23 protein-coding genes are annotated in these 24,595 nt (G+C 40.1%); 3 read left to right on the top strand and 20 right to left on the bottom strand.

Annotated elements, in window-relative coordinates:
• Window positions 1–74 precede the first annotated feature (74 nt).
• The 6 genes from MKY92_RS25160 to MKY92_RS25185 all read right to left on the bottom strand — a co-directional run bounded on the left by MKY92_RS25160 (window position 75) and on the right by MKY92_RS25185 (window position 7,328).
• A complete protein-coding gene (locus tag MKY92_RS25160) occupies window positions 75–422 on the bottom strand; it encodes a hypothetical protein (protein ID WP_339298048.1) in 348 nt (115 codons plus the stop codon).
• 286 nt (window positions 423–708) lie between these two features.
• Window positions 709–2,262: a TnsD family Tn7-like transposition protein gene (locus MKY92_RS25165; protein WP_339298049.1), complete on the bottom strand. Its 1,554-nt coding sequence runs from the start codon at window positions 2,260–2,262 to the stop codon at window positions 709–711.
• A complete protein-coding gene (locus MKY92_RS25170; RefSeq protein WP_339298050.1) occupies window positions 2,259–3,908 on the bottom strand; it encodes an ATP-binding protein in 1,650 nt (549 codons plus the stop codon). Before MKY92_RS25170 ends, MKY92_RS25165 begins: the two co-directional genes overlap by 4 nt.
• Window position 3,909: 1 nt before the next feature.
• Window positions 3,910–6,036: a Mu transposase C-terminal domain-containing protein gene (locus tag MKY92_RS25175; protein WP_339298051.1), complete on the bottom strand. Its 2,127-nt coding sequence runs from the start codon at window positions 6,034–6,036 to the stop codon at window positions 3,910–3,912.
• Window positions 6,017–6,865, bottom strand: a complete 849-nt coding sequence (locus MKY92_RS25180) for a TnsA endonuclease C-terminal domain-containing protein (RefSeq protein WP_339298052.1) — start codon at window positions 6,863–6,865, stop codon at window positions 6,017–6,019. Before MKY92_RS25180 ends, MKY92_RS25175 begins: the two co-directional genes overlap by 20 nt.
• Window positions 6,858–7,328 (bottom strand): hypothetical protein, encoded by a 471-nt coding sequence (locus tag MKY92_RS25185; protein ID WP_339298053.1) that lies wholly within the window; start codon window positions 7,326–7,328, stop codon window positions 6,858–6,860. The genes MKY92_RS25180 and MKY92_RS25185 overlap by 8 nt, the downstream gene beginning before the upstream one ends.
• Before the next feature lie 332 nt (window positions 7,329–7,660).
• On the opposite strand from MKY92_RS25185, the gene MKY92_RS25190 reads away from it, so the two are divergent.
• Window positions 7,661–8,083 (top strand): hypothetical protein, encoded by a 423-nt coding sequence (locus MKY92_RS25190; RefSeq protein ID WP_339298054.1) that lies wholly within the window; start codon window positions 7,661–7,663, stop codon window positions 8,081–8,083.
• 398 nt (window positions 8,084–8,481) lie between these two features.
• Here the strand turns inward: MKY92_RS25190 and MKY92_RS25195 are convergent, their stop codons facing one another.
• The 8 genes from MKY92_RS25195 to MKY92_RS25230 form a co-directional block, all read right to left on the bottom strand.
• Entirely contained in the window at window positions 8,482–8,706 is a 225-nt protein-coding gene (locus MKY92_RS25195; RefSeq protein WP_339298055.1) for a hypothetical protein, read from the bottom strand.
• 10 nt (window positions 8,707–8,716) lie between these two features.
• Window positions 8,717–9,586, bottom strand: a complete 870-nt coding sequence (locus tag MKY92_RS25200) for a hypothetical protein (RefSeq protein ID WP_339298056.1) — start codon at window positions 9,584–9,586, stop codon at window positions 8,717–8,719.
• Window positions 9,587–9,744: 158 nt separating this feature from the next.
• Complete coding sequence (locus MKY92_RS25205) at window positions 9,745–10,680, bottom strand: hypothetical protein (RefSeq protein ID WP_339298057.1); 936 nt, start codon at window positions 10,678–10,680, stop codon at window positions 9,745–9,747.
• 177 nt (window positions 10,681–10,857) lie between these two features.
• Window positions 10,858–11,334 carry a helix-turn-helix transcriptional regulator gene (locus MKY92_RS25210; protein WP_339298058.1) on the bottom strand — a complete coding sequence of 159 codons (477 nt, stop codon included), beginning with the start codon at window positions 11,332–11,334 and terminating at the stop codon, window positions 10,858–10,860.
• 444 nt (window positions 11,335–11,778) lie between these two features.
• Entirely contained in the window at window positions 11,779–12,024 is a 246-nt protein-coding gene (locus MKY92_RS25215; protein WP_339298059.1) for a hypothetical protein, read from the bottom strand.
• A gap of 237 nt (window positions 12,025–12,261) precedes the next feature.
• On the bottom strand, window positions 12,262–12,630 hold the full coding sequence (locus tag MKY92_RS25220; protein ID WP_339298061.1) for a DUF6075 family protein: 369 nt from the start codon (window positions 12,628–12,630) through the stop codon (window positions 12,262–12,264).
• A gap of 283 nt (window positions 12,631–12,913) precedes the next feature.
• Window positions 12,914–14,704, bottom strand: coding sequence for a hypothetical protein (locus tag MKY92_RS25225; RefSeq protein ID WP_339298062.1), 1,791 nt, complete (start codon window positions 14,702–14,704; stop codon window positions 12,914–12,916).
• Window positions 14,705–14,984: 280 nt separating this feature from the next.
• Window positions 14,985–15,200 carry a hypothetical protein gene (locus MKY92_RS25230; RefSeq protein ID WP_339298063.1) on the bottom strand — a complete coding sequence of 72 codons (216 nt, stop codon included), beginning with the start codon at window positions 15,198–15,200 and terminating at the stop codon, window positions 14,985–14,987.
• Window positions 15,201–15,415: 215 nt separating this feature from the next.
• Between MKY92_RS25230 and MKY92_RS25235 the strand changes: the two genes are divergently transcribed.
• Entirely contained in the window at window positions 15,416–15,769 is a 354-nt protein-coding gene (locus MKY92_RS25235) for a hypothetical protein (RefSeq protein ID WP_339298064.1), read from the top strand.
• Between the two features lie 175 nt (window positions 15,770–15,944).
• Window positions 15,945–16,709 (top strand): DNA-binding protein, encoded by a 765-nt coding sequence (locus MKY92_RS25240; protein WP_339298065.1) that lies wholly within the window; start codon window positions 15,945–15,947, stop codon window positions 16,707–16,709.
• 170 nt (window positions 16,710–16,879) lie between these two features.
• On the opposite strand, the gene MKY92_RS25245 is transcribed toward MKY92_RS25240, so the two are convergent.
• The 6 genes from MKY92_RS25245 to MKY92_RS25270 form a co-directional block, all read right to left on the bottom strand.
• Window positions 16,880–19,921: a hypothetical protein gene (locus MKY92_RS25245; protein ID WP_339298066.1), complete on the bottom strand. Its 3,042-nt coding sequence runs from the start codon at window positions 19,919–19,921 to the stop codon at window positions 16,880–16,882.
• Between the two features lie 168 nt (window positions 19,922–20,089).
• On the bottom strand, window positions 20,090–21,112 hold the full coding sequence (locus tag MKY92_RS25250) for a copper amine oxidase N-terminal domain-containing protein (RefSeq protein ID WP_339298067.1): 1,023 nt from the start codon (window positions 21,110–21,112) through the stop codon (window positions 20,090–20,092).
• 173 nt (window positions 21,113–21,285) lie between these two features.
• Window positions 21,286–21,702, bottom strand: coding sequence for a hypothetical protein (locus tag MKY92_RS25255; protein ID WP_339298068.1), 417 nt, complete (start codon window positions 21,700–21,702; stop codon window positions 21,286–21,288).
• Window positions 21,703–21,798: 96 nt separating this feature from the next.
• Window positions 21,799–21,963 (bottom strand): hypothetical protein, encoded by a 165-nt coding sequence (locus MKY92_RS25260; protein WP_339298069.1) that lies wholly within the window; start codon window positions 21,961–21,963, stop codon window positions 21,799–21,801.
• A gap of 277 nt (window positions 21,964–22,240) precedes the next feature.
• Window positions 22,241–23,821 (bottom strand): S-layer homology domain-containing protein, encoded by a 1,581-nt coding sequence (locus MKY92_RS25265; protein ID WP_339298070.1) that lies wholly within the window; start codon window positions 23,819–23,821, stop codon window positions 22,241–22,243.
• A 98-nt stretch (window positions 23,822–23,919) separates the two neighbouring features.
• Window positions 23,920–24,558, bottom strand: a complete 639-nt coding sequence (locus MKY92_RS25270; RefSeq protein ID WP_339298071.1) for an S-layer homology domain-containing protein — start codon at window positions 24,556–24,558, stop codon at window positions 23,920–23,922.
• Between the last annotated feature and the right edge of the window lie 37 nt (window positions 24,559–24,595).

Here is a 24,595-nt window from a genome sequence, read left to right on the forward strand (position 1 = left end):
TTCGTTTAATCATCTTCAACGTATCCTTTTCGTATCCAACTCCCTTAACCACTTCTTCCCAATAACTATCATATTTAAAAGAAAACTGTATGTTCTAATACTCTTGTACCTTCTTGTGAATACGTTCTTTCACCACCACATTCATCCCCTTCATTCTCAACTACCCATCTTATTCTAAATTGACTTTCAAGTGGTTCACCCGTATAAGCAAATAATAACCACTTCCCTTTGGGTAATGGTCTATGACTGGGATTTAAATCAAAACTAAAATCTTGGTCATAGAACCAATCAGCATCAATTCTTTGTTCTTCTTTTAGTTCATTCATTAGTGTGGTATACCGTATTACACGTACTTTTGTATTAATATACTTACCTGGTCCCTCATTGACCTCTGTAGCAGTTCTTGTAAATGCATTTGCCATTGTAGTTCGATTTTGATAGCTTTCTTCAAGCGTTTTCCAATAACTCTTATCTTCAATTGACTGCTTGTTAAAGAAATAGGCTTAATAAGATAGTTCTATAGTTTGATAGTTCTATACTACCATGAGGAGAAAGTGCTTTCCACATAATCCCCAATGACTTGACATTATTGAAAAAATTCTGTTCTATTAACCGTAACTCAACTTTTATTCCCAAAAGGTATCTTTTCGGAATATATATACTTCAATAAGTAAAGGCCTGAGGGTATTGCACTCCTCAGGCCTTTACTTATTTGTGTTTTGGAGATATCACAGTAAACTCCTGCGAAAATTCTTCTGGAACCCTACTTACTCCAGCCTTCACTTTAACCTTATTTAAAGTTAGTGATTCATTGTTCGACTTCAATTCCCCGATTGCCCACAATACTCTACGTTTTTGAAACGCTTCAGCATCTTCTACCACCTGCTCAAGAAAGGTTCGAGTACGTGGCATCTTTTTTAAATGCTTAGGCATTAAACATTTGCTACCTATAATCTCCTGTATTCTTTCCAAAGTGATGCGGCGTGGCTTTCCTACCTCACTCATCAACTGTTCTGCAATCTCAGCAACTTCTTCAAGAATTTCCACATCTCGCTTTTCCCAATCATGACGCGTAGTACCAGCCTTCGGTGGCAACTTTTGGGGCATGTGCTCCATAAGAAATTCTCGATCGTACAGATAGAGCCACGCATATACCTTGGGATTAAGCTTCCTCAACTCCAATCTACCATGATGAGGATAATCATTTCGCATTTGCAACCATACTTCTCGTCTCTCCCTTTTAGCTTGCTCTCTATATTCTTCAGTCATTGTTTTCTTCATAATTTTTCTCTTTGGCAGAGATATTTTACTCTCATGACCATCTATTTCAGATGGATCGCTATTAAAAACTTCGTCCAGTGTCAATCCTAAAAATTGCATGACCAACAGATGGCGAATAGGATGAAACCCCTTTCGATGCCTTTGGAAAATTAGCTTTAACCAGCTACTTTCACCATTTGCTGATGATTGGAGAATCTCCAGCAGTTCAACTCCGTAAAAATCAATAAATTCTGCTCTTAATCGCTTATAATCAGTTCTTCCCTTATCTGAGGCGTAGCCTTTCCGCATCAACTGATTTATGTAGTGTTTATGAAACCACTCCATTGGACGATGATTATATTTAAAATTGAGCAACTTCTCAATGTTGTTCACGATGCAACTATATTGGCCCAACATTTCCTTATCAGTAATCTCTCGAACAGAATGATCAGTGCAATTATCCTGTGTTGGAGCTATGAATGCATACTTCGTTCTTTCTCTCGTCAAAACCGAGCTTTCAGAAAGCCATATGCCATGTTTGATGCAAATTCGAACACCTGGGATTTGAAATAGCCGCGTCCAATATAGTTCTCCATGCTGTCTTATGCTCTCCTGATTGCATAAGGAGCAATATTGAAAGTGAGTATTCGGTTGGACTGATGATGACATTAAACCAATGGCATTATGCAGATCCCTTCCATGCTCATCAAGCATACTGATATATATGGCGTGCGCCTGTTCTTCATCCCGAAAAGCGTTATAAAAGAGGTACATCGTATTCTGGTAGATGAGTTGTTTTGCTGATATTGTTGATCCAATAGGTAAATTTGAAACTATATTGCTGATGCCTGGTTGCAACTCCAAGCATGCTGTGAAGCTATCTGTTCCGAATATGTCCATTAAGATAGCCCTGTTGCTTATGTTCCCACTTCGAATCCCAACTCTGGCAAGCAAACTTTGTAATAACTCATCATGATAGGGAGTCGGAAATTGGAGCATCATCCGAGTTCACTTCCAGTATCTATTGAAAAATCAGAGGCAATATATCCAGCATCTTTTAGCGCCTGGTAGGCAGTAAAACCATTTTCTTTCCCTGCCTTAACAAGCTTTCTCAAGTCGCGTTCATCATCAATTTGTGGTTGTGTCTTGCTTGTAGCTTGCTTGTCTTCAATTAGACCAAGATGAAGCTTATAAGCCTCCTGTACAACCTCTTGGATGTTTTGAATTTGAGGCATATCTGAAGTAATCTTGCTGACATTATGTTTGGCTTCTTTTTCTGGAACCCCTAATAGTGTTAATCGCACTACGGCATCCTGTTTCAATCGCTCAGCTTGCACCTGTTGTTCTTTTTGTGTTTTCTGAAACGTTTGAAGCAAATTTCCTAAATCCAGCTTGGATTGCTCCGCCGCTATAAATCCATCGATTGGAGCAATATTGATATCGCCAAACCTGGCAATGCCGTTCAGGTTGCCTGAGCGAAGCGCGTTCAACATCGGCTCAACTAATTTCAGGCTATCTTTAACGACACCCTTAATGATCTGTGGGGTTATCGTTTCTGTCCCTGATGTTATCGCACGTATCTGAGAGAACATAAAAATTTTAACGGCAATGTCCGTTATTCCGCAACTCGCTTCATATATCGTATCATTCAACTCTGTTGTTAATTCCGTTGGATTCCGAACCCACTGATGGTCCCAAATCCCTTCGATGAAAAGCCTCCAACTCGGCTCAGATTTCTTCATTGGTAGCCAGGCAACGTCACCCTGGCCACTACCTCGTCGTGCAATACGGAAATCAGAGAAAAGGGATTGAGCGGTGGGAGTTCCAATTAGGATAGTTGGAAGACCTATAGAATTCGATAACGTAACAAAGAAGGAGAGCATTTTTTCCGCACCGCCACTTTTTGCTACGGATAAGTTTTGGATCTCGTCTACGCAAAGAAGCCCTAAGTTACAGCCCCTTGCAATTTGGGCGACAATCGGCATCAAAGAGGCGGCAGATAATTTAGTGTTTTTGCCAAAGCGATCCATGTAATTTGTCCCGAGGAGCTGATCCAACTCTACAAAAAAATTATTAATTAGCCCTCTAATTGAGCCGTCTGGAGGGCATTCCAAACGCAGAAATACAACCTCATAGGCGCTTAATTCAACACCATTGTACTCCGAATGACTAATGATTTGTGGAATCGTAGAGAGGATGCGATTGATAGCCGTGCTCTTCCCCATACCACTTACGCCAACAATGGTCAGTCCCGAAGAAGAAATTTGTATGTTTTGACGGATTTGCCCCCTTTGAATATCTGCATATCCTTGAACCATTTGGCTCGCATAGTTAGGCTGTATAGGGTTTCGATTGACATAGCCCTGCCGAATCAGTCTCGATATTCGATTTTCAAGGTCAATATGCAGAGGCATTACTTGAAAGTAACCAAGCAGTTGCTGAATCATGTGGAAACGATAATGACTGTCGGCATAGCGCTCCTCCACATCAAAGTGAGGATAACTTGATAAGGCTTGAACAACCTCTTCTTTAGACATAATGGGAGGTAGTGCTTCGATAAGCATATTGCCCTCGTATTGACTGACAATTTGCTGTGAATATTGAGCCACTTGTGCCAAAGTCCCGTTAGGAATCTTTATCCATTCCATGCTATTCCTCCCCTCGTTTCCTTCTCAACAATTCGAAATCATCAAAATAATCAATGTTCCCAGAGGAGTCTGCCCTGTCTTCAGAATGAGTTGGTTTTCCGAACCCAAGTTGGGCATGTATGGATTCCTCATTCCGTATGAGTTTCTTTTCAAAATTCCGATAGTCTTGAATTCCACGAAGTTTTTCAGCTTTTGTACCCGAGACATATTGCTCTTTCGTTTGCTTTTCCGCTTCCTGTACAATAGCTTCGATGTGTGTGATGAGATCAATTTGAGGTTGTAGCTCTTTTTCTGTATGTTGCGCCTTTTGCATCCGCTCGAACTCCTGCAAATACTCAATTTCCTCCTGCGTTCGACCGTTGAATTGATTATACTGGCTTAGAAGATAGCAAGGTTCAAAACCATTCTCGCCCACTCCCCGCAGATATATCGTCCCGAGATTTCGTGGATCGTAGCTCACAGGAATTTTCCAAGTTCCTACGCGTGCTTTCTCCATCCACCGCTCTTTCAGAGCTGTATGACTACTATAAAATAAACCTTTAAATTTCAATCCTTGGTAAGTCACCAGGCATTCAGACGCTGGAAGCAAGTTTAGCAAGATAACTGACTTCGGAACTTCCCTCAATTTTCCTGAACGATATTGTACTCCCCACTGCCAGATTTTTGATGGGATGCTCTCTACATCATCACTGATCATCATTTCCTCGCGAGGATAATTGGGCAAATAATGATTGTTATGGTAGAGCACACAGCGGATGATGATCTGTGTGAACTGGTATAAGTCCAATTTTGCATCCAAGCGATAATCGCGACTGTTCGGACCTCTTTGCCTAAAATCTGGATTGATTACTCCAGGAAGCATCATCTTAGTCAGATCATTTGTTGTCCTAAAGTGTCGCTCAAGAATTGCTTTCAAATCCCCTCTGTAGCTGGATGTATTCTCGATTTTAACGTGCAGACTGCTTATGAGGGTCTCCGCATCCTTTGTAAAGAGTTCTCCGCGATCCCCGAGAATGGTTTCGGGTAGGTGCTTTGCCTCCCATTCTTCAGGTCGAATATCGATTCCATACTGCCTACAAAATTCAACTTTATCTTCACAGCAATTTGCAATTGCCATTGCCGCAGATAACCAGCTTGTTTCCAAAGTGACATGGATCGAAGTGATGCATCTGCTGAAGACATCCTGGGTGTATACAAGGTAGGGACGTCCGATTATCCAGTTCCTATTAATTCTTGAGACCAAATATACATCGAAAGCAGTCGCATCGAACAAGTAGCGTGACCCTGGTCCAATGGCTTCTGCTGTAGCACTCCCGAGGACTGGACGGTGAAGCAACTCATATTTTTTCGAGCTAAACCTCGTTGAGACTTCCTTCTTGATGTTGTTTTCCTTCTGAAAGAAGTATTTGAACTGAGTATACGTTGGTAATTTGCTCGAACCTTGAATAATAGGCATCTTCACACCGTTTTCCATCCTGCTGTCATGACTATAGAACTCCTGAATCATCTTTTGATAAGCAAACTTCAGCGGTGCTTTCTTTGAGGTATAATAGTATTTTTTCAAGACGACTCGAAAAATCCGTTCAACCTCTTCGTCAACATTAATCCCTTCTTCTTGACTATATTTTCGCGGTCTTCCACGCTTTTCTTGCCCTGAAGCCTTCGTCTTTCCCTTGCCTCCTCTTTTATCAAACGATGGAGCCAAGGCGTATTTGACTTTCCCCTTGACCCAAAATGACTTCAGGTATCGTCCAATAGTTTTTGTGCTGACTCCTGAAAAGTCAGATGCTTTTTGGATTAGCTTCATACGAGTAGCCGTGTCGAATATGGCTGGTTCCTGATCCCCTAATTGTTTTACAGCCTCCCATGCGTTCTCCATCTGCACCCTTGCCTTATCAGATAAAAGCTCCTCACAGACAACAGAAAACCATTGATCCTCGACCACATGAATTACTTCTTCCTGTATTCCTCTCTCAATATCCTCAATTAATCGCAGTTCAGGGAATCGATTCGTAAAGATATTAATGATATAGCAATGGACTCGTCCAGCATCGATCCACAAAATTCTTTCGATTTGCTTTGTATCTCCTCCATATTGGAGCATCGTGTTAACCGCTAATCTTAGCAACTGTATCACTTCCTTTGTTATCCACAATCTCAATGCTTTTAGCAGAATGATTAAGGTCAATAGGCTTGTCCATATCGATTTTGATTTGTTTAGCCGCAAGCAGATGCTTGAGCATTAATAATCCTTTCCCTTGCTCTCCTGAAACCTGACTGTCAAAACGTTCGATTGCGTTTTTTATCGATCCTTGCCCGCCGATTAACAACTCCATTAAAAATCGGATTTCGCCTGCAATCTGTTGATCTGAATATCCCCAATCGCTTAGTCTTCTTGCGGCGTGCAACCATTCAATGTTCTTTGCCCGTACCGCATTGATTTCAGAGGAGCTAACCAGTCCCCAGGGAATACCTTTTTTGTGCCAATATCGGCGAATGACCTCATAACGTTCAATGACTGAGTTTTTTTCGAAATCCCTCGCCTCTTTGATGTTGCGTGCAAAATGTCGCTCTTGTCCCTCATCATTTTTTACCGTAATCAGGAAGGTGCTCGTTAAAATATGTGGAGTACCTGTTTTACGATCCATAAGCTTTTTGGCTAAGTCGTCATCGAGAATATCAGTCATCTCGTACAAATCCATGAGGGGATAATGCTCGCGGATGTCGATCACAGCATCTGACCACTCGCATAAATAGAAATAGCGCGTCTCATTATCGGATAGAAAATGATGCACCCTGCCAGTTTTCCAGCCCGAAACTCTGCTCACTCTTCCGCGGGATGCAATGCTATGGACATTTAGCCATGGCTGGTATTCTGCCCCACGCCCCTGACCTCTTCCTTCCTTAATGAATCGTTGTAATTTGGCATCAGAAGCATCGTAGTTAAATTTAGACATCAGATCTCCCCCCATTCTGCAATCTTAAAGAGATATGATAGGCGTCCGTCGCTTCAGCATGTTTTTGACCGTATGTGTAATTCGTCAGTATTACGCTGTTCAATGCATCTCCTGCAAGCATCTCCTCAACACTTTTGACATCCCACTGCTTCAAAGCTTTGTTTGAAATAAAGCCTTGAATAGCATCGTTTCTGAAATTGACGCTAAAGTTGTTACAATCGATGAATTCTATTTTAGCTCGAGAAGTGATGTCACCGTGGTAAAACTCAGCCAACTTCCCGATATTTTCATCGATAAATGCAATCGTTTTAATTGGTATATACATAGATGAGATTGTTAAGTGTTTTAGTAGTTTCCGAAGCGATCCTAAGTCCAATAGAAAATCAAAGATGATCACAACATCTGTCTTAAAATCTTCACCTGAATTGTATCTGACAATTTTGCAACTATACTCGATTTCCATTTTTTCAACCTTCTTTCTTCTTATTTAAAGCACAAAAAAATGCATTGCCTATATGCGACAAGTCTCCTTTTTTTTAAAGGAAACAGCATATATCCAATGCATTTAAAGTTGGTTTCGGTATTCTTGGTTGTATTATAACTCATAGCGGGCTAATCAACAACCAATGATCATTGCGCACTTTTGATCAAAACACGATTATATTCAACTCAGAAATCTATCATATAGAGACTTATAAACAAATGGAGAATGATTGTATTCATCTAAAGGATAGGCAGGAAATTAAGCAGTGACATATTTACAAGGCAAAATTAAAAACAGGAGCGTGCGCAGACATGAGCAAAGATACATTAGGCTATATCTTGGGTATTGCATTTTTGAGTTCGATTTTGGCGTTCATTGTATCAATTCTATTAGACGTTTTGCTGTTTGTAGCAGTTTTTTCAGTTGTTCTTTTGCCGCTTTGGGGAGCTTTCCGTCAACATAAAAATTGGACGCATGAAACGAGTGGATTGAGAAAGTGGCTGAGTATATTTAGGAAGGTATCTAAATGGGGAAAGCCACGCTTGACATTTTACTTGATTGCAATTGTTGTTGTTGTTGGATTTAGCTATGGGCAGATAACGGCAATATTAGGATACGTGACTGGGGGAATGATATTTATGCTGATAGCTTGGGAATCGGTTCGATATGTTCTATTAAAATCAAAAAAAGTCAAGATCATTTCATTTGCAGTCGCTTTGAAAAGTGTCTGGTAGTTTATATTGACGAGGGAGAGAGAGGAGATTTCCTCTCTTTTTGTCATGAAAAATGTGCGCCTTGAGTGAGTTTGTGAAATAGTTGTAAATAAATGGTTGCATATATAAAATGTCTTTAAATTATCAAGCTAAAATACAAATAAAAGTGTTATACTACTTCGCAATCTTCTTATGTGCGTCCCTACGGACGCTTAGCGCAAAACATGGTTACAATATTCGCCTGCGCGATAAACCTTGGTTTTTATGCAAACTCCTCATTGGTGATACGCGTAAAAAACTAAGCATCCCATCTCAGGGATACATGCTTGATATAAGATTGCGTTCCTCCAAACATGAGATACACAACTTTAATGCGTTAAACCGATAACTGTAGTGTAAATTATATAAATTTATAGCTATTAAAATGGAATTGGATCATCTTCAATATCGATTAGGATGTCTTCTGCATCATCAACCAACGTAGAATTATCTGCTGAGTTAATTTTCTTCACGGTATATTCAGCTAAATACACCTGATTTGCTCTTGCTTCTCCAAAGTGCTTACTCACTTTCTCCTTTGTAAGTAAACTTCCCCATACGCCAGCGGCTTGCAGTATGATAACGACCTTTTCTGCCAATTGCAATGTTTCATTACTATACTCTGGGATTGTGTAAAACGTAATCCTTTTGCCTCCTAATATAGCCCTGATTCATCCGATAACTCAAAATCGCATCAGATATTTCAAGCATTCTGCTTGGAAGTTTTTGATGCGGAATTTTTACAATTAATCCTGATAGCGCGAGCATATTAATGGATCTGGTCACGGTTGATTGACTAATTTTCAATTTTTCCTTAATTCGATTGGTTGCGGAGAAAAACACATGCTGATTTTCGTAGCTGAAGACCCGATATAATTTATCCTCCTGGTGATCGTTGAAATACTCTAAGATGGCATAGTATTTTTGAATAAATTGAAACACTGCGGGATATGCTTGCTCCAGATCCTTTCTTTCTCCACGTATGTATTGCAGATTGCTCTGATACTTTTGAGCTTGTTGTAATACCCATTCGTCCTTTAGTTCCAGTTCAAACAAATTGGCGAGTAGGCTCCGAGCGCTCTGGAATGCGTTCTCCGCTTCATCAGCGTTTCCAAGAACAATTTCGACGACATCAAATATATTAAGGCTAATCGTGCCGCCGAATTTCGTCTTGGAGAAATAGCGATAGACCCCTGCTTCATCTTTGGATATCCAGGCATCGTTGCCAGATACAAAATCGCAATAATACCACTCATCTTCCGCCATGTCCAAGTTACCAAACACTTTGCCAAAAGCGTTCTGACTTTGGATGTAGTGTTCGAATTCTTGTGTTGTCGTTATAGCAGAGAAATCCTCGTTGTCTATATAGCTTCTGATCTGGAAGTGCTGTATGCGATCAGTATTGTGCAAATATTGTCGAATAATGTTCTTTTCAATTGTATTGGGCTTGACGCTCCCACCCTTAAATATACTGTTGATGTCCATATGCTCTCCGATTATTGTAAAATATTATTTACATTTATATCGGCTCAGAAGAGACATTTCAATACAGTTTGAATCTAAACTCTATTGCTACAGAATAAAAAGCAAGGGAGCAAACTGCTCCCCCACCCTTTTCCTGTTGTATTGAATTCTTTTTGCTTTTAATCTAAAGCCTTGTAGGATTCGATTAGGAACAAAATGTTTGTAGCCGCGAGATGTAGAGCATATGCAACCAAATGAGTAGGCAAATGGACTATACTTTCACCCTGCCCATGGCCGCTGTTTTTGTTACGAATGGTGGGTAATCCGCTTTCCAGTGTATCCCTTAAAGAACTAAATTGTGTTTGGAGACTTATGGATAGCAATCCATTCTGAAATAGTGTATTTATCAGAGGTTTCGCTGTTGCATTATCTCGAACTTCCCATCCTTTGCGCTTGCAAATCGTTTTCATGACGCTCTCGAAAGCCTTCAGAGCATCTGAAATTGCTTCTTTATGTCGTCCCTTACGGAAGTGTTCGTGAGCAGACATGAACTCCTGAGATGCCCCCTCAAACCCTTCTTCAGACATCATACTAATTGCTGGCTGGACAGCTTCTTCGTAAATATACTCCGAATCAACTCTGACAATTTGCCCTTCGATATACTGATAGCCAATGGCATGTTCGCGGAAACGCTGATTAAGCTCCTCAATAGCGTCCTCAGCTGTTTGCGTTATATTAGCTTTTTTCAATACTGATTGATCCCAAGTTCGTACTACCTTGTCGATCCACAAAAAACTCATTTCGATAATATCCAACACTTGCTCTGTAGTAGTATTTTGAATAAAATGTTGGCATTTAGCATAGGGATTATCGCCATGCTTGCTAAGAGAAAAGATTCCGTACTCTTTGCACAATTGCTTATGAATTTGAAGCCAGATATTATTAGATGGACTGGTATGCGTCTTTCCATAAAAATCGGTCTCATAATACCATCTACCAATAGCATCAGACCATAAATGTATAACTTGAATTAGGAAATTCCTTGGTAGATCGTCGTATATTAAAATTTCTTTATCAGGCTTCTTTCCTCTTTTGGAAAAGAGATCAAAAATCAAGTTTGCTCACCTCCATCGTCATTTTGATTATATCAAATTGCTAAAACTATATCTTCCTATTTCACGCTTTCTATTGCTACTCATCTAATGCAATAGAGTTTAAATACAAACACCATCGACTGATCAAAAATTCAAAAAAAAAAGGAGCCAATTTCCCGCTCCCCCACTTCTCACTGTTTAGCTTACGGCTTTTTTAAAATCGTCAATTATCTCCGATAGCTGATACATCTCTCTCATTTTAGATGTCGGCGACCATTCGGCATGATCAATAAACTCAACAATACGTATAAGCGACTGTTTAGCTTCAGAACTAAGCATACCACTCCCTAAAAAATAGCTGTTCTGAATCAACACTTCCGACAAAGAAAATGATCTGTCCTCTTCATCCAACTCGTAAAACAAGATTGGAACCAACACCTCATTTCTAATCCGTAATGCCTTAGCCAGCGCAAGTATCTTGCTTATGCTCGGAGAATTTCGCTCTCCGCTTTCGAGTCGGTGGATATAGCCTGCACTAACTGACCCACCACTGGCATTTTCAAGATCCTTTAACGAAAAATTGCGTAGCTTGCGGTAGTGCTTAATCAAAAGTGCGAATTTATCAGAACCACCTGTTCCTTGTTCACTCTTTTCCCCTGTTATGCTTCCGTCCATGTTAGCCCTCCATTATTATTCCTGTTAGGAACCCTGATTTGTTGTTAACCCTACATCATAGTCGCCAATAGGATTGATCATAATTTTATAGAGGGGGAAGTTAAAGAATGTTCCTAAACCTTACTACTTTACCAGCTTTATTTCATCTAATATTGGATATATTTCCCTTATAACAGTATAAAAAGGAGAGCAAATCCATTGTTCTCGGATTCGTTCTCCATTAGCCTTGTACTGATTGTCCGACAGATAAGTTGTCCATTAATGCATTTATACTTTTAGCCTATCATCTCAGCCAATGACGGTATGAAAGTTCTTCAAATACTGTTTGCTTAGCAACTTGATTGACCTACTGATTTCTCTGCTTTCCGTCACCTGATTAATCAGGTTACCACCGTGAAAGTCAGCAGTAAACAATTAAGTTGTGTAATGTAGAGAGATTTATTATCAATCCTTACTATGACTGTCCCTATATAAGCGATAAAGATCCTTTAACATCTCCAAAGCAAGTTGAAAAAGCGACAATTTTCGAAACATATGCATCGTCGCAACAAATATGAGAAAGAAAACAATTTGCATAAAAGGTCTGTTTAGCGGATCGTGACCATACATTTGATAAATACTTCGGTTTAAAAACAATAAACCTCCTCCGACCATTAGCCGAACTGCCAGAAATAGCTTCTCTGGTTCCATATTTCGTTCCCCTCCTAAAATCAGCGATCTGTTTAGTCTGATTCCTTCCCTTTAACTCCCATCAAACAAAAAAAAGCACAGATCTCCCTTAAGGTAAGATCGGTGCTTCCGATTTGAAATATTCGATTCAGTTGCCTCCATTATACTTCATTACTTTTAGTCAAGTAAATAAACCCTTATAGTGATTGAGTATAAATTTTTCGGTAGCTCCCTCGCCATCTTAATGTTTCTTCTGCTTCATTTTAAATCAACAATCTCAACTGGAATTTGAAATCGATACTTAATTGCCTGCAATGCAAGTATGCTGTTGCGGTTATCAAGGGTATTAAACAAAAAGCGAACCTCGCATTCCGCCTCCGAGCCGTACAGACTAAATGCCAGGTCAATCAAGCTACGAGTGCCGCCAGTTAGGAAAGCTTGATTGTAAGCCTCCAGCCTTATAGTATGATCCTCAAAGTCGTAAAGCATTTCGATATTTTTGTACAACAGTTCTGTTCCTGAGAAAATGTAAAAGAGTGAGCACCGTTCAATGTCCTTGATATTCGTTTTGTCTCTTTCGCATAAATCATTGAATCGTCTTTTGTGCTCGTCTGAACGAAATTGCATACATATGCCTCCTTGATAATTGGTTTATATCTTATATGCATGCAACCTATCAAAAACAAGTATCGAATCTATTAAATTGAATCAATGTTGTATCGAAGTTTTAGAGTATTGTTTCCATATTCGCATCCTCTCGCTTCTCTCCCCCTCCTGTATTTATTAATACTACAAATAGCTGACGGTTAATCTCTAAAACCCTATACGCATCAAGGCTTTTTCGACGTTTGCAACTACACAAATAATTGACGGTTAATCCTTACAAAAAAATGACCTGAACATCAGGTCATTAGAATTTCAGAACGTATTTGCTTTGCTTTATCTTACCGTTTTCCTCTGTTGTTTTCTTTAGAAATCCTTTATTGTCAAGGTTGTTTGTCATCAATGATAAGCCTTGTTGAGTCTTGCCGATCTGATCAGCAATATACTTCTGGCTCGCCCAGAAACAATCTTCTTGATTGCCTGACTTGCGGCGCAGAAAGCAGTACAGCTTCATCTCACCGTCCGTAAGCTCTTTCAGCATTTTATCTACCAAAGCATTCCCGAGTGTAGTATAACCTTCTGCCGCACTAAAATAAGGGGTAAGATAGTAAACATAAGTTTCTCCCTTTCTTCGATTCGACCTTCGCTTGGATACATACTTCTTTGTAACCAGAGCTTTAATATTTCGTTCGACTGTTCGCTCAGATATATTTGCAAATCGTTGAATATCTTTTTTACTGAATTCCTTGACCTCACCAAGTTCTGCCGCTAATTTCATTGAGAGAAAAATCCTGACAGATGCATCGGGGAGCACTGCGAATTCCTCAAAAAAGGAATTTGTAATTTTAATCTCATCCTTGATTTTGTACTGATCAAAATCCAGATATCCATATGCCTGAAACAGCTCTTGTGTGTATACCCCGTGTCCTCCTTTGAAACCCAATCCGTAAATTCTGCCGACTTCTTTCCTGATCTCATCAGCGTCCAATATTGGCGAGCATCGTTCTCCCCATAAAGTCATGGTTGTTCTTATAGTTTGAATGTCTAAGCCCAGCTTGTTACGCAGGAAGGGAATAATAAAGAACATAACCTTGTTCCTAAGTCCTGCTTGACTTCCAGCAAGGATTTTCTGAATCGCGAGCGGGAGCCGCTTAAAATCAAGCATGCTATAAACAGCCTTCAAGTGCTCTACGTCAATCTGAGTTATCTCAACTATTTCAATTTCCTTTTTTGCTTTGTTTTTTTCAGCTTTCCTTTCAGCATTGCTAATTGGTGCAGTAGGAATAGTCTCCAAATCAATCTCGGTCAAAGGGGTGGTTTGCTCAACCACATCGGGGAGATTGTTCAGTTTCCCAAAAACATCTGCAACGTGATAGCGACGTTCCGTCCAAAAATGATCGGTTGTGGCGATGATTTTCGGATTAATCGAATCATAATACTTGCTCTTTTTGTCCAATGCCTTGCAGTTGAAGCTATAAGGCATCCGAAGCACCCTCGAAGCATCAACAATAGCCGAGTCCACCCGAAAACCTTTTGCCATCATCAGTCCTGTAAACTTCTTTAAAATTCCCTTGTCCGTCACCCGATGATTGAGCAAAATAATACTCTGCCAGCCATGACCACTGAAAACATCAATTGTCTCAATATCCAGGTCTAACAATCTCTGTTTCTCTTGTAAAAACTGCTCCTCGGTTATATCATCGAAATCTGCCGCCAAAATGCTTGTAAACAAAGCATTCTCTTTATTGACCTTTCCTTTTTCATATGGTTTCCCATTCTTTTTGTATACCACCATGTCGAAGTCAAAGGCAAATGCAGAATAGTACAAATCGACCCCTTTGCCGTTGATTGCATGGAGGAATTTTTTTAGTTCAACAACATCTTTTTGCCCAAGACGCCAGGATCCAAAACTCCGCAAATAATCCTCTATTCTCTGTTCGCGTTTGACTGGCCGCAGTTCAATTCGTCCATCATTCCAATGACTCTCTTCCAACTGCGGATGGATAGCCTTCAGGAATCGAATCTGCTTCTCTGCCTGCTTGTCGATTTGTCCATCCGTCAAGACTGGCACTTGGTTAAAAATCTTCATTTTTTTCATGAAAAATAGCCCCCTTTGCAGGAAGCTTCAACTGACCCTTTCTCTCTTTCATCCAATTATCGAAGAAAATATCAAACCATCTCAAGCAATTGCGAGATTATATTTCTTGTTAAACCGTAGTATAATCATGACATATGTTGAATGAAGAGAGCGCTTATAGTAAACACAAACTTGGCGGGGAGTGTTGAAGCCTCTCTTTTTTGTTTTTTATTGTTGTAGTCGAGGGCAACTGATTTGATAACTATTAATGCCTGCAAGCAAGTCCGACCATTAATCAATTTTAAGATGCTTGGTCACCTTGGATCTTCACAAAACGATTTAGCTCCACAATGTAGTACCAACCTGCAACCGCCATATCCTCTCTCAGATCAGCCTCGTCAACCATCAGTTCACTCGCCAATTGGTCAAACTCCCGATATTCCTCTTTCTTCAACTCTCCGTTTAAAAATGTCGCACGTTCGTTAACCGATAATCGATAGATTTGATGCTCGTACATATGCCGCACCCCCTTGATTTTTTGTTTATATATTTTATGCAGAAAAAGAAGGATGCAATCGAATTATGTTGCGGAAAATGCTTATAATATAGAGTTAAAAATAATAAAGGATGAGCAATTATGTGTATCAAAAACAGCAACTTTAAGGAGGATCGCTGAGGCTCAAAATCGAGAAATTTCAGAAAAACATATTTTATATACGGAGGTATTTCGAAATGGAAAAATTGGTAATGTATAAGGACAAATTCTTTTTTTTGCAATCAATTAATTTTGATAAATATGATATGGAATTTGGTATTTACAACCTTGCTAATGAGCAGATTGGGAGCACATTTTTCGGATTTAATGAAGGCGCTAATCCTTTTGATAATGAGGTAGAAACAGATCAATTTATGGAGTGGGTGCAGGACGAGTCACACAAAATTGAGGCGGAATTCAAGTTTCTTTTTGAATTTTTTCATCCTGTCGAGGCGGCGGACGAGCTTGGATTTTCCGCTCCCGAATTAATGGACATGATGCAGGAGAAATGGAGTATTCCCTGCGAGGTGATGGATGCAATCCTGCCTTGAGGTAGCAAGCAATAATTTCGGCAAAGAAGACTTCCTACATACATTAGGAGGTCTTTTGTTTTGCCACAATTCTTCGACTCATATATGAAATTTAGCTAAACCAACAAAACAAACATTAACGAAATTGATAATTCGTTAACCTTGCATTAGAATAGAATGTACAAGGGAGATGTAGATGATGAATAGAACGGTATATGATTACACCCATGAGCGAATTGGTTATGGCTTCAATGAAAAAAATCCTGTGGTGATTGAAAAAGAGACGGATTATATCCTATCCAAAGTTTTAGCCAGTTTTGCAATATCCTTTCAGGATAAAGTTGTAGGCATCAAGGTTTCGAACGAACAATTTACATACACGGCAGAATACCTCTTATCTCCGACTCACAAAAAAAATCTGATAACATGGCTGGATCGAGTCTACGAAATCAACTCGCCAGTTAGTGATTTAGATTTCGGGAAATGGAAAATTGACCTTGACACTTGGTATTATGAATTAGGCGGTGTGTCTATTGAATATATCTACCATGATGACTACCTATTTACCGCTTCGGAAGCCGCAGATCTGCTGGGCATTTCAAGGGTGACTTTGCGAAAGTATGTAAGTCAGGGATTAGAATGCCAAGACAACAACGGTTCTCACAAAAAGATTCCAAGACATGCAGTTGAACTGATGCGGGATACGGTTTATGCCATACGGATGCAAATGAATTATCAAAAGAAAAAAAAATTAGAACAAACTCCTCAAGAGCGTCTATTCGAAATTAATCAAGAACTGACTGAGTTGCAAATGCGGTATGGCAAGAAGACTTACCAAGAAGCATTTAAAGGCATAGCGGAGGGTGATTTGGATGATCCAATCGACTGCTATCGTTGGAAAGACTTAATTGAGGAAATGGAAGAAATTCTTAAAATTGCGGGGAATACTAAAGGGAATTGATGTATATTTGAATGTCGAAGTGCAGTGCTGATTGATGGCTCTTCTTTTTTTGTATTGTAAAAATCGAAATATTTGTAAAGTAAAAAACAAGCCATTAGGCTTGCTTCTTTTACTTTTCCCCCTCACGTATGGCTTCAGGGGAATTTCATTAATAATTCTCCTGCGTTTTATTACTGAGTAATATGGGATTTTACATCATCGGTATAGCTACCGATCAGAAAAATCGAAATATCTACAGAATCACAAAGATAAATGGACTGGTTTGGTTTGTAGGAACTCCCATAAAAGTAACGATATGTGGAAACTTTTAAATTGTATCTTCCATCCTTAGCGGAAACATTTGTGAAAACTTCACGCGTATTTTTCAATCCAAATGCATTTTTTTCAGGCATCTCATACACCTGACTAAGCGAGTCCCATGAACCTGACTGAGATGGATTCGTCAAGTTATAAGTCACGTGATTCCCAAACTTATCGGCAAATGGCATTTGAACACTAAGAGTGGTAGGGGCTGTTACAGTTCCGCCATACTGACGAGAAACCGTTCTAAAGGAACAATCGCCAGGCCACCCTTTAGGCGAGTTACGATACGTGTTTGTGTCGAACTTAACGATATACTTGATCTCAAATCCATATCCAGCTTTGACCTTTGCTTGATCTGGACGAGCTAAAATATCCACCCAACCATCTCCACCAAGTTTATCTTTCGTCAGTTTGCTTCTGAACATGACATTTGTGATCTTATACTCCTCGTAATAGCTTCTTGTATCCGTCCACGTATTGTCATAGGTGGTGATGCAATAACTACCCGATCCCCATTTGTTTGACCAGTAATAACGATAACCTTCACGATCATGGATATAGTGAGTTTCTGACCAAGTATTGCGGTTGTTTACAACCAAACATGTCTCAGGGTTTGAATTCGTCATATATGCCATTACTGCACTCGTATCGATGTTGTCTGCATACGGGTTCGTTGTGCTTGTAGATGTTTCAATTATCCGCCTCGGTGGTGGGTTAATCTCTACTGTAAAGGCATTTGAAGTACCATTTGATCCCGCACTAAGCGATACATTGGGTACAGTCCATGAGAATGGATAATCAACGTTTGCTGGAAGTGTAACGATTTCTTCCTTAACAACTCTACCATTCCGATCTCGAATTTCAATTTCTACATCTCGATCCGAGTTCTCAGGGTTAATGTTCGATGCGATGAATTCGAATGTCAGTGTCTCATTCAAAGTAGAAGATGGACCAATAATCGATGTAGGAACAATTGTGAAATTGCTTACGCTCAGATTGTTCGTTGATCTCCATACTTTTGAGGCTTTATCGTTTGAAGGATCAGAACTTTGATTACCGAAACTTGGCGATGCGTTGAACCAGTGGATTTGGAAATCCGCCTTAATGCTCGGTACAAGTGGTGTAATCGCATCTCTAATCTCAATGACTGCCGTATTACCATTAAAGGTTAGTGCCTTCGTTGCTGATACTTTGTCATGGTCAATATAGACGGTTCCTGTATCGTTCAGAGCGATAGAAACAGCCGCAAATGGGTTGTAATAATCGTTTGGATCACCAACGAGTTTGTTACCCGTTACTTTTTTCACCGTGATTCTCACACCATGAGACATTCCTGGAACAACATCATTTGTAACGTTTCCTTGATTATCAAGAAGCTCGATAGAACTTTCTACAAGTCCGATATCTTCTTCTTTAATCTTAAATCGAAGTCGCCCATCGTCATCACCCGTGTAGATATTGTCATTGTAGAGCTTGAATCCTGGGGAAACCTCAGCCCCTAATACAAACTGCTCCTTAACCGTTGAAGGGACAGTAAATTCCCATTGTAGGATCTCTCCAGTAGTATCGTTCTTTGTTTTGTCGAAGGTTACAACTTGACCTACATTTATTTTGCTTATGGCTGTCGATGTATTCGTGTTAACTCCTGGGATAACATCTTCTGTTACAGCGGTATTCCATTTTCCAAGGATCGTCGAATCGTCGTCAAATGCCGCCATCTGCATCATTCTAATCGGCGTATAGCGAGTTGGACGACCATCAAAGTCTTTTTGAACCATGTTTTTGACCTTGGCAGTAATGATTAGTTTTTCGCCAGCGGCAACCTCTTGGTTGTTAATTGCCCACGTTTTTGCGATGTTGTCGTTGTTGCTTGCATCGGCAGTCATTAGACCTACGACTTTACCCGATTTCTTATCAGAAACTTTGAATTCCACAACCCTAAGATTATTGCGAGGAGGCGATTTCAAAACAAAAACGGCGTAGTATCCAGAGCCATGCCATCCCACGGCAATGCCTGTCGATTGATCAGGATTGTTTTTGAGAGTGAGCTTGGTCGCCCAGTCAGCCGCATCAGACCATAAATCCATATTAGCTCTTCTTAGCTCTGGGTGCTGTGGAAAGAGGTAGCGAATAAACCATTGAACTTTTTGTTCAAACACCTCCCTATTTTCGCTAATGCTGACATCGTAAGGGGACGCATCAACCTTTTGAGGATGACCATCAATCTCTTTCCAAGGCTCTCTCCACCAGTCTTTTTCAAGAGGATTCCAATTTTCACTTGGATAATCCGCTGGAAAGTACGGGTTGTCCACAACAATCCCGCCTCCATCTCCTGAATACCCCAAATACCTCCACTCTAATTTTTGTCCAAAGTATGCTGACAATCGACTGGTATTCGTAATTGTAGTTGTCCCTGTATTATCACCCTGATAATCCATGACATCTGAATTAAAAGGATCAACCGAACCCTTTTTGAGATTTTGCCACAAGCCCTTATCAGCTCTTACCAATTTCCAATAGTCAAGATTTGGACGCTCCACATTATTTTCATACATTAAGGAGTGATCCTGATTGTCGTTTCGCTGTTCAGCGGGAGTGTCCTCCGTGATGGAATACCAGGAAAACTTGTTCATGTGGATCTGTTCCCAAATTTGAGTGATGCCATATTTGCTATACCACTTTTCCTGCTCCGTATTTTTATTAAAAGTTATATACGTAGGCGGCTCAATGTTTGGATCTCGAACATTAATGCCCATATTTATCCCATCATCCCAATGCGGGGTGGCAAGATCTTGAATCCCTGCTCCTCCGCCAAGGGCGGCATAAGAGTTTTGGATATTCAGTGTCCCAATAAGTACAATCGACAGTAATGCTACTCCAGCTACTAAAAGTTTCTTCTTTTTCTTCATTTTTTCAGCCCCTCTCTTTCTTTAATTTTATATTTATCCAGAATATACAACAGGGATAATCTGTTCTATACTGTTCGAGCTTGCAATATCTTATATGCTAAAATCAGCAAAAAAAATAAGAGCTACGGATCTCTCCGTAACTCCTACTTGCTGTTAAACTACAGTTACTTATTTCTTCTTGTGTCCGATCTGGATGGAGAATGAGCCTTCGCTGTTCACAATATTAATTTTCCTCCCATCAAGAGTAAACGGCTTCATGTATTTATCAATATTCTTTCCATCGGCACCGTCTTGGACAATGTTGAATAGCTTCATATATTCATCGGGAAGGAAAAAATTAAAAAGTTCTCTTCCAATATATGGAATTTTATTTGCATCATTTTCAGCCGTCTTGTCTCCATACCAGGCGGAAAATTGGATATCGACGTAGTATTCCGAATGGGTTCTTACTATAATTTTGTTTCCCACCTCCATATTCGTGATACCGTGGATATTGTACATGTAACCCTTCAAGAAGCCAAGCTCTTTTTCAAGAATTGCTTTGTCTTTTTGAAAGTCATCTGTCGATGTAGAGCGTATTTGTGGCGGACTCCACTCGGCAGAAACGGGGTATTTTAAATCAGGTTTCCACTCAGACGGTGTTGATGTCGGCGTCGGCGCTTGAGTAGGAGTTACTGGTACATCTTCAACAGGCTCTAAATTTGCTGGAGTCTTGCCCACAATAACAAACTCCGCATTACCCTCTTCTGTGACTTCAACATCGTAACCCATTACTTCTTTCAAAAACTCAACAGGCACATAGAGCTTGCCGCTGATTTGTGCGGGTTTCATCGCCACTGGAACCGTGACGGTGTTAATCACCTTGGTCGCAATCGGAACAGCTTTGCCATCGACAATGACAGATGATTTACCTAAATAAACATTAATCTTTGTACCATCTTTCTTCGTGATTAAAGCAGAATGTTGCTCGTCAATCCAAATCAGCTTATCCCCCATGCCCCCAACTACAGCCTCAATGGGCACAAACAGTGTCTCTGTCCGCTCAACTGGCTGTCCTTCTGTCTTGGCAATTTTTATACCATCTACATAAAGCGTCTTAGTGCTTTGAGCGGCCATTACCACATTAATGCATACTAATAATAAGATGGCAGACAATATAACCGATGTAATCATTTTCTTTTGTTTATTCATTTCATCGCCCTCCGTTTATTTTTTCTTTATTGTAAAGTGCCTGGCACTACAGGGACATAGATTTTGTGTCGAACCACGTCCGAGCTACTTTTATGATGTTATACACCGTTTGTACACATTCATTCATACAAAGTAATGACTAAATGCACAGCATCTATGAAATTGTTCTTAACTCATTCATAACTTTGATGAAGTTGCTCCCATTCTCCAGTCCTCTTCCGCCAATATACTAAAAACGAATTCAAATCCTTGTTGAATTCACGCAATGCATAGCCCTCAATTATCTGATCCGCCATGCCCAAATTAATCTGCAAGAGATCGATCAACTCTTGTTTCACTGGCTTTTTTTCTCTTTCATGAAACAAAGCGGAAATGATAGTGTCAAAAATATAGCCGATACCCAGCTCTTCTCTCATCTGATAATACAAATGAAACGTCTCTCGATTCTTCAGCAAATACATAGCAAGAAAGCGTCTGGCTCGATGATTAGTATTAATCTTGGCCATAATCTGGCTGATCGTTTTTGTCTCAAATAGATGCTCCCACATTTGCTCCAGATACTCGCCGAATGCCTCTTGATCAAATTGCATCCTCTTCTTACCTCCCCTTAAAACTCAAGCTCATTAATACTCGTTCTTATATTGCAACTGAGCCAGCCCTCCGCATACACATTTTACTTCCATTGATTAATGTTCTCCTGATGCTCTGATAATTATCTTGTTTTGCTCAGCAACGACAATGCAATTGTCTCCAATAGCAATGTTCGCTTGTTTCAATGTGGCAATCGGGATAATAAATACGCACTCTTCTTCATCGGCGATGACTTTAATAAATTGTTGTTGATAGTCCACTGTTTTCCCTCCCTTTCACTCACTTATTTTTATAATGTTTAGATGTGAACCCTATTAAATAAATCAAGCGCTCAGTCGTCTTCTGACCGAGCGCTTTAAAATGACACAGTTTTATTTTCGCAAATACACGTTAATCATTGTAGGCATCTCAAACAGATTGTTATAGATACATTATATTATTTTAAAATGTATATAACAAACATTTTTTCTATATTGTTACTTTTATAACTCCATTAAAACAAATTAACCTGCTTATTTGTAAATCATCAATTTCACTTTACTTTTTGCCGATTGAAACAGTGACCCAAGTTACACCATTATAACCTGAACCCTCAGTAATCTTAATCTCGCGCCCTTCCAGCTTAAAAGGTTTATTTATATATTGAGATACATCCCTACCATCGAACCCATCCGACATAATCTTAAACAACTTCATATGCTCATGAGGAAGAAACATCTTAAAAAGTTCGCGCGAGACATAAGGTATTTTGTTGCTATTGTTTGCTTCTGTTTTTGACCCATACCAGCTTGTGAATTGGATATCATACATGTATTTTGAATTGTCGCCCAAGTAAATAACCGAGAGCGGATAGTTCGAATACGCATTCTTCCCATAAGGATTAAAAGAGCGTCCGTCCGTGAAACCAAGTTCTGCATCCAGTATTTCACTGTTCCTACGATGGTCGTTGGTAGCAACCGATACAATTTGCGGGGGTATCCAATCCGCAGGAGGAAGGAACCGAAGATCAGGCTTCCAATTTGGCAACGGTTTTGGTTTTGGAATAGGTGTTGCTTCGTAGTCACCTACGGATTGAGACTCTTTGTTTAGTTCTCCTGCATGAACGACAGGCATTGCTTCCCTGACATCGGTTTGAATTGGATAGCCCAATACCTCAGTCAAAAAATCGATTGGAACAAATAGCTTGTTGTTGACCACCATCGGTGTATACGGTTTATAATTTGCGCCATCGGCAATAAATTTTTTTGATATGGGGACAGACTTGTTATTTAGGAGTGCCGCGCCCTTGTTTTCATAAATGCTGATCTTAGATCCGTCTTTTTTCTCAATGACTCCATTTTCAGGCTGATTGATCCACATGAATTTGTCACCCATGCCACGAACAATCGGTTCAACAGGAATATATATGTTTTCCGCCAGGTAGAAAGGCTCCCCTAAGATCGATGCCACTGGATCTCCATTTACATTCAGACGAGATGGATCTGATTCCATAGTGGAAGTGATTGGGATATATTGCAAAAAGGACGGATCCGAAGGATTAAGAGGGCTTTTTAATAACTTTCCCTTCCCTTGTTCTAACAGGTTCTTTATGAACTGCACCGCTTCAGCACGCGTTAAATACCCTTTCGGGCTATAACCCTCTACGGACAATAGAGCAGGATTATTACCTCTGGCAAGACCGCTATCAAGCATGTATCTAACAGCTTCGTTCCCCCTAAAATGTACTCCTTGCGTTGCAGAAATCAGTTCGGCAACCTTGACGCGAGTCATTTCACGGTTACGTGTGCGGTTATCACCTTCTTTTGAATTAGGATAGCTCAATTGATCGGCAAGCTTGTAGTAATTATTCGCCCATTGCCCATTCTCATCGGATTTAATTTCTGGTTGAAAAGCACGAATTAACATGGCGAGAAATTCCGCTTCTGTTACTAAATTGTTCGGTTTAAAGCTTCCATCCTCGTATCCCTTGGCAATGTTGTGTTCCAATGCCCATTGTATTGTTTCCTTTCCCCAGTGCTTTTCTACATCTGGGAAGACAGTAGATGCGGAGACAGGTAAACAGAGCGTGATGAATAGAATAGAAAATATCAACAAGGTTGGCACTGCTTTTCTTTTCATAGTATCCCCCAATAAAATAGTTGCTTTAAGTAATAATCCAAATCGCAAGAGGCAACAAACCTACTCCACGGTACAAGAAAGTAGATAGTCGTTTTAGGTTAAAGACGTAATGGCGGCAATTCGCTTGGATTCGATGGCTCAGTCGGTCTTTCAAGTAGCCCACCAATGCCATATTCCACAAAGTTCTTAACGAACTGTACGGCTTCCGCACGAGTCAAACCTTTATCGCCTTCAAAGCTTTTGATGGAGACTTCATTTGGATTCTTACCCTCTGCAAGACCAAATGCAAGCAGATAGTGAATCGCATTGTTACCGCTGAAATTCACACCTTCTGTCGAAGAGATCAACTCTGCTACCTGTTTGCGGAGGACTACTTTATTCCTCGATGCAATATCAGTGTAGCTTTTAACAGGGTAATTCAGCTCTTTAGCACGTTTGTAGTACACTTCTGCCCAATTCTCCGACTTTGAAGAAGAAAGCGTTGGTTCAAACGCACGTAGCATCATCGTCAAGAATTCGGCTTCGGTTACGTTCTTGTTTGGCTTGAACGTTCCGTCCTCGTATCCTTTGATCATGTCTTTTGAAATTGCCCACTCCACCGTTGCTTCGTACCATGCCCCTTTTTTTACGTCTGAGAACGCTACCTTTTCAGCGGCATCTACGCTTTGTGGAATCGATGTTGCGATGAGCGCGACAAATAGTGCGATTGTGAGGAACTTAAACTGCTTTTTAAACATAAGTATGTACGCTCCATTTCCTGCTTTATTATTGGGG

This window comes from Paenibacillus sp. FSL R5-0623, from assembly GCF_037974265.1.
GTDB lineage: Bacteria > Bacillota > Bacilli > Paenibacillales > Paenibacillaceae > Paenibacillus.

What these genes read in the sequence shown, in the direction of transcription:
- MKY92_RS25160 (WP_339298048.1), bottom strand. Translation starts at nt 422, where the DNA reads ATGGCAAATGCATTTACAAGAACTGCTACAGAGGTCAATGAGGGACCA.
- MKY92_RS25165 (WP_339298049.1), bottom strand. Translation starts at nt 2,262, where the DNA reads ATGATGCTCCAATTTCCGACTCCCTATCATGATGAGTTATTACAAAGT.
- MKY92_RS25170 (WP_339298050.1), bottom strand. Translation starts at nt 3,908, where the DNA reads ATGGAATGGATAAAGATTCCTAACGGGACTTTGGCACAAGTGGCTCAA.
- MKY92_RS25180 (WP_339298052.1), bottom strand. Translation starts at nt 6,865, where the DNA reads ATGTCTAAATTTAACTACGATGCTTCTGATGCCAAATTACAACGATTC.
- MKY92_RS25185 (WP_339298053.1), bottom strand. Translation starts at nt 7,328, where the DNA reads ATGGAAATCGAGTATAGTTGCAAAATTGTCAGATACAATTCAGGTGAA.
- MKY92_RS25190 (WP_339298054.1), top strand. Translation starts at nt 7,661, where the DNA reads ATGAGCAAAGATACATTAGGCTATATCTTGGGTATTGCATTTTTGAGT.
- MKY92_RS25200 (WP_339298056.1), bottom strand. Translation starts at nt 9,586, where the DNA reads ATGGACATCAACAGTATATTTAAGGGTGGGAGCGTCAAGCCCAATACA.
- MKY92_RS25210 (WP_339298058.1), bottom strand. Translation starts at nt 11,334, where the DNA reads ATGGACGGAAGCATAACAGGGGAAAAGAGTGAACAAGGAACAGGTGGT.
- MKY92_RS25215 (WP_339298059.1), bottom strand. Translation starts at nt 12,024, where the DNA reads ATGGAACCAGAGAAGCTATTTCTGGCAGTTCGGCTAATGGTCGGAGGA.
- MKY92_RS25220 (WP_339298061.1), bottom strand. Translation starts at nt 12,630, where the DNA reads ATGCAATTTCGTTCAGACGAGCACAAAAGACGATTCAATGATTTATGC.
- MKY92_RS25225 (WP_339298062.1), bottom strand. Translation starts at nt 14,704, where the DNA reads ATGAAAAAAATGAAGATTTTTAACCAAGTGCCAGTCTTGACGGATGGA.
- MKY92_RS25230 (WP_339298063.1), bottom strand. Translation starts at nt 15,200, where the DNA reads ATGTACGAGCATCAAATCTATCGATTATCGGTTAACGAACGTGCGACA.
- MKY92_RS25235 (WP_339298064.1), top strand. Translation starts at nt 15,416, where the DNA reads ATGGAAAAATTGGTAATGTATAAGGACAAATTCTTTTTTTTGCAATCA.
- MKY92_RS25240 (WP_339298065.1), top strand. Translation starts at nt 15,945, where the DNA reads ATGATGAATAGAACGGTATATGATTACACCCATGAGCGAATTGGTTAT.
- MKY92_RS25245 (WP_339298066.1), bottom strand. Translation starts at nt 19,921, where the DNA reads ATGAAGAAAAAGAAGAAACTTTTAGTAGCTGGAGTAGCATTACTGTCG.
- MKY92_RS25250 (WP_339298067.1), bottom strand. Translation starts at nt 21,112, where the DNA reads ATGAATAAACAAAAGAAAATGATTACATCGGTTATATTGTCTGCCATC.
- MKY92_RS25255 (WP_339298068.1), bottom strand. Translation starts at nt 21,702, where the DNA reads ATGCAATTTGATCAAGAGGCATTCGGCGAGTATCTGGAGCAAATGTGG.
- MKY92_RS25265 (WP_339298070.1), bottom strand. Translation starts at nt 23,821, where the DNA reads ATGAAAAGAAAAGCAGTGCCAACCTTGTTGATATTTTCTATTCTATTC.
- MKY92_RS25270 (WP_339298071.1), bottom strand. Translation starts at nt 24,558, where the DNA reads ATGTTTAAAAAGCAGTTTAAGTTCCTCACAATCGCACTATTTGTCGCG.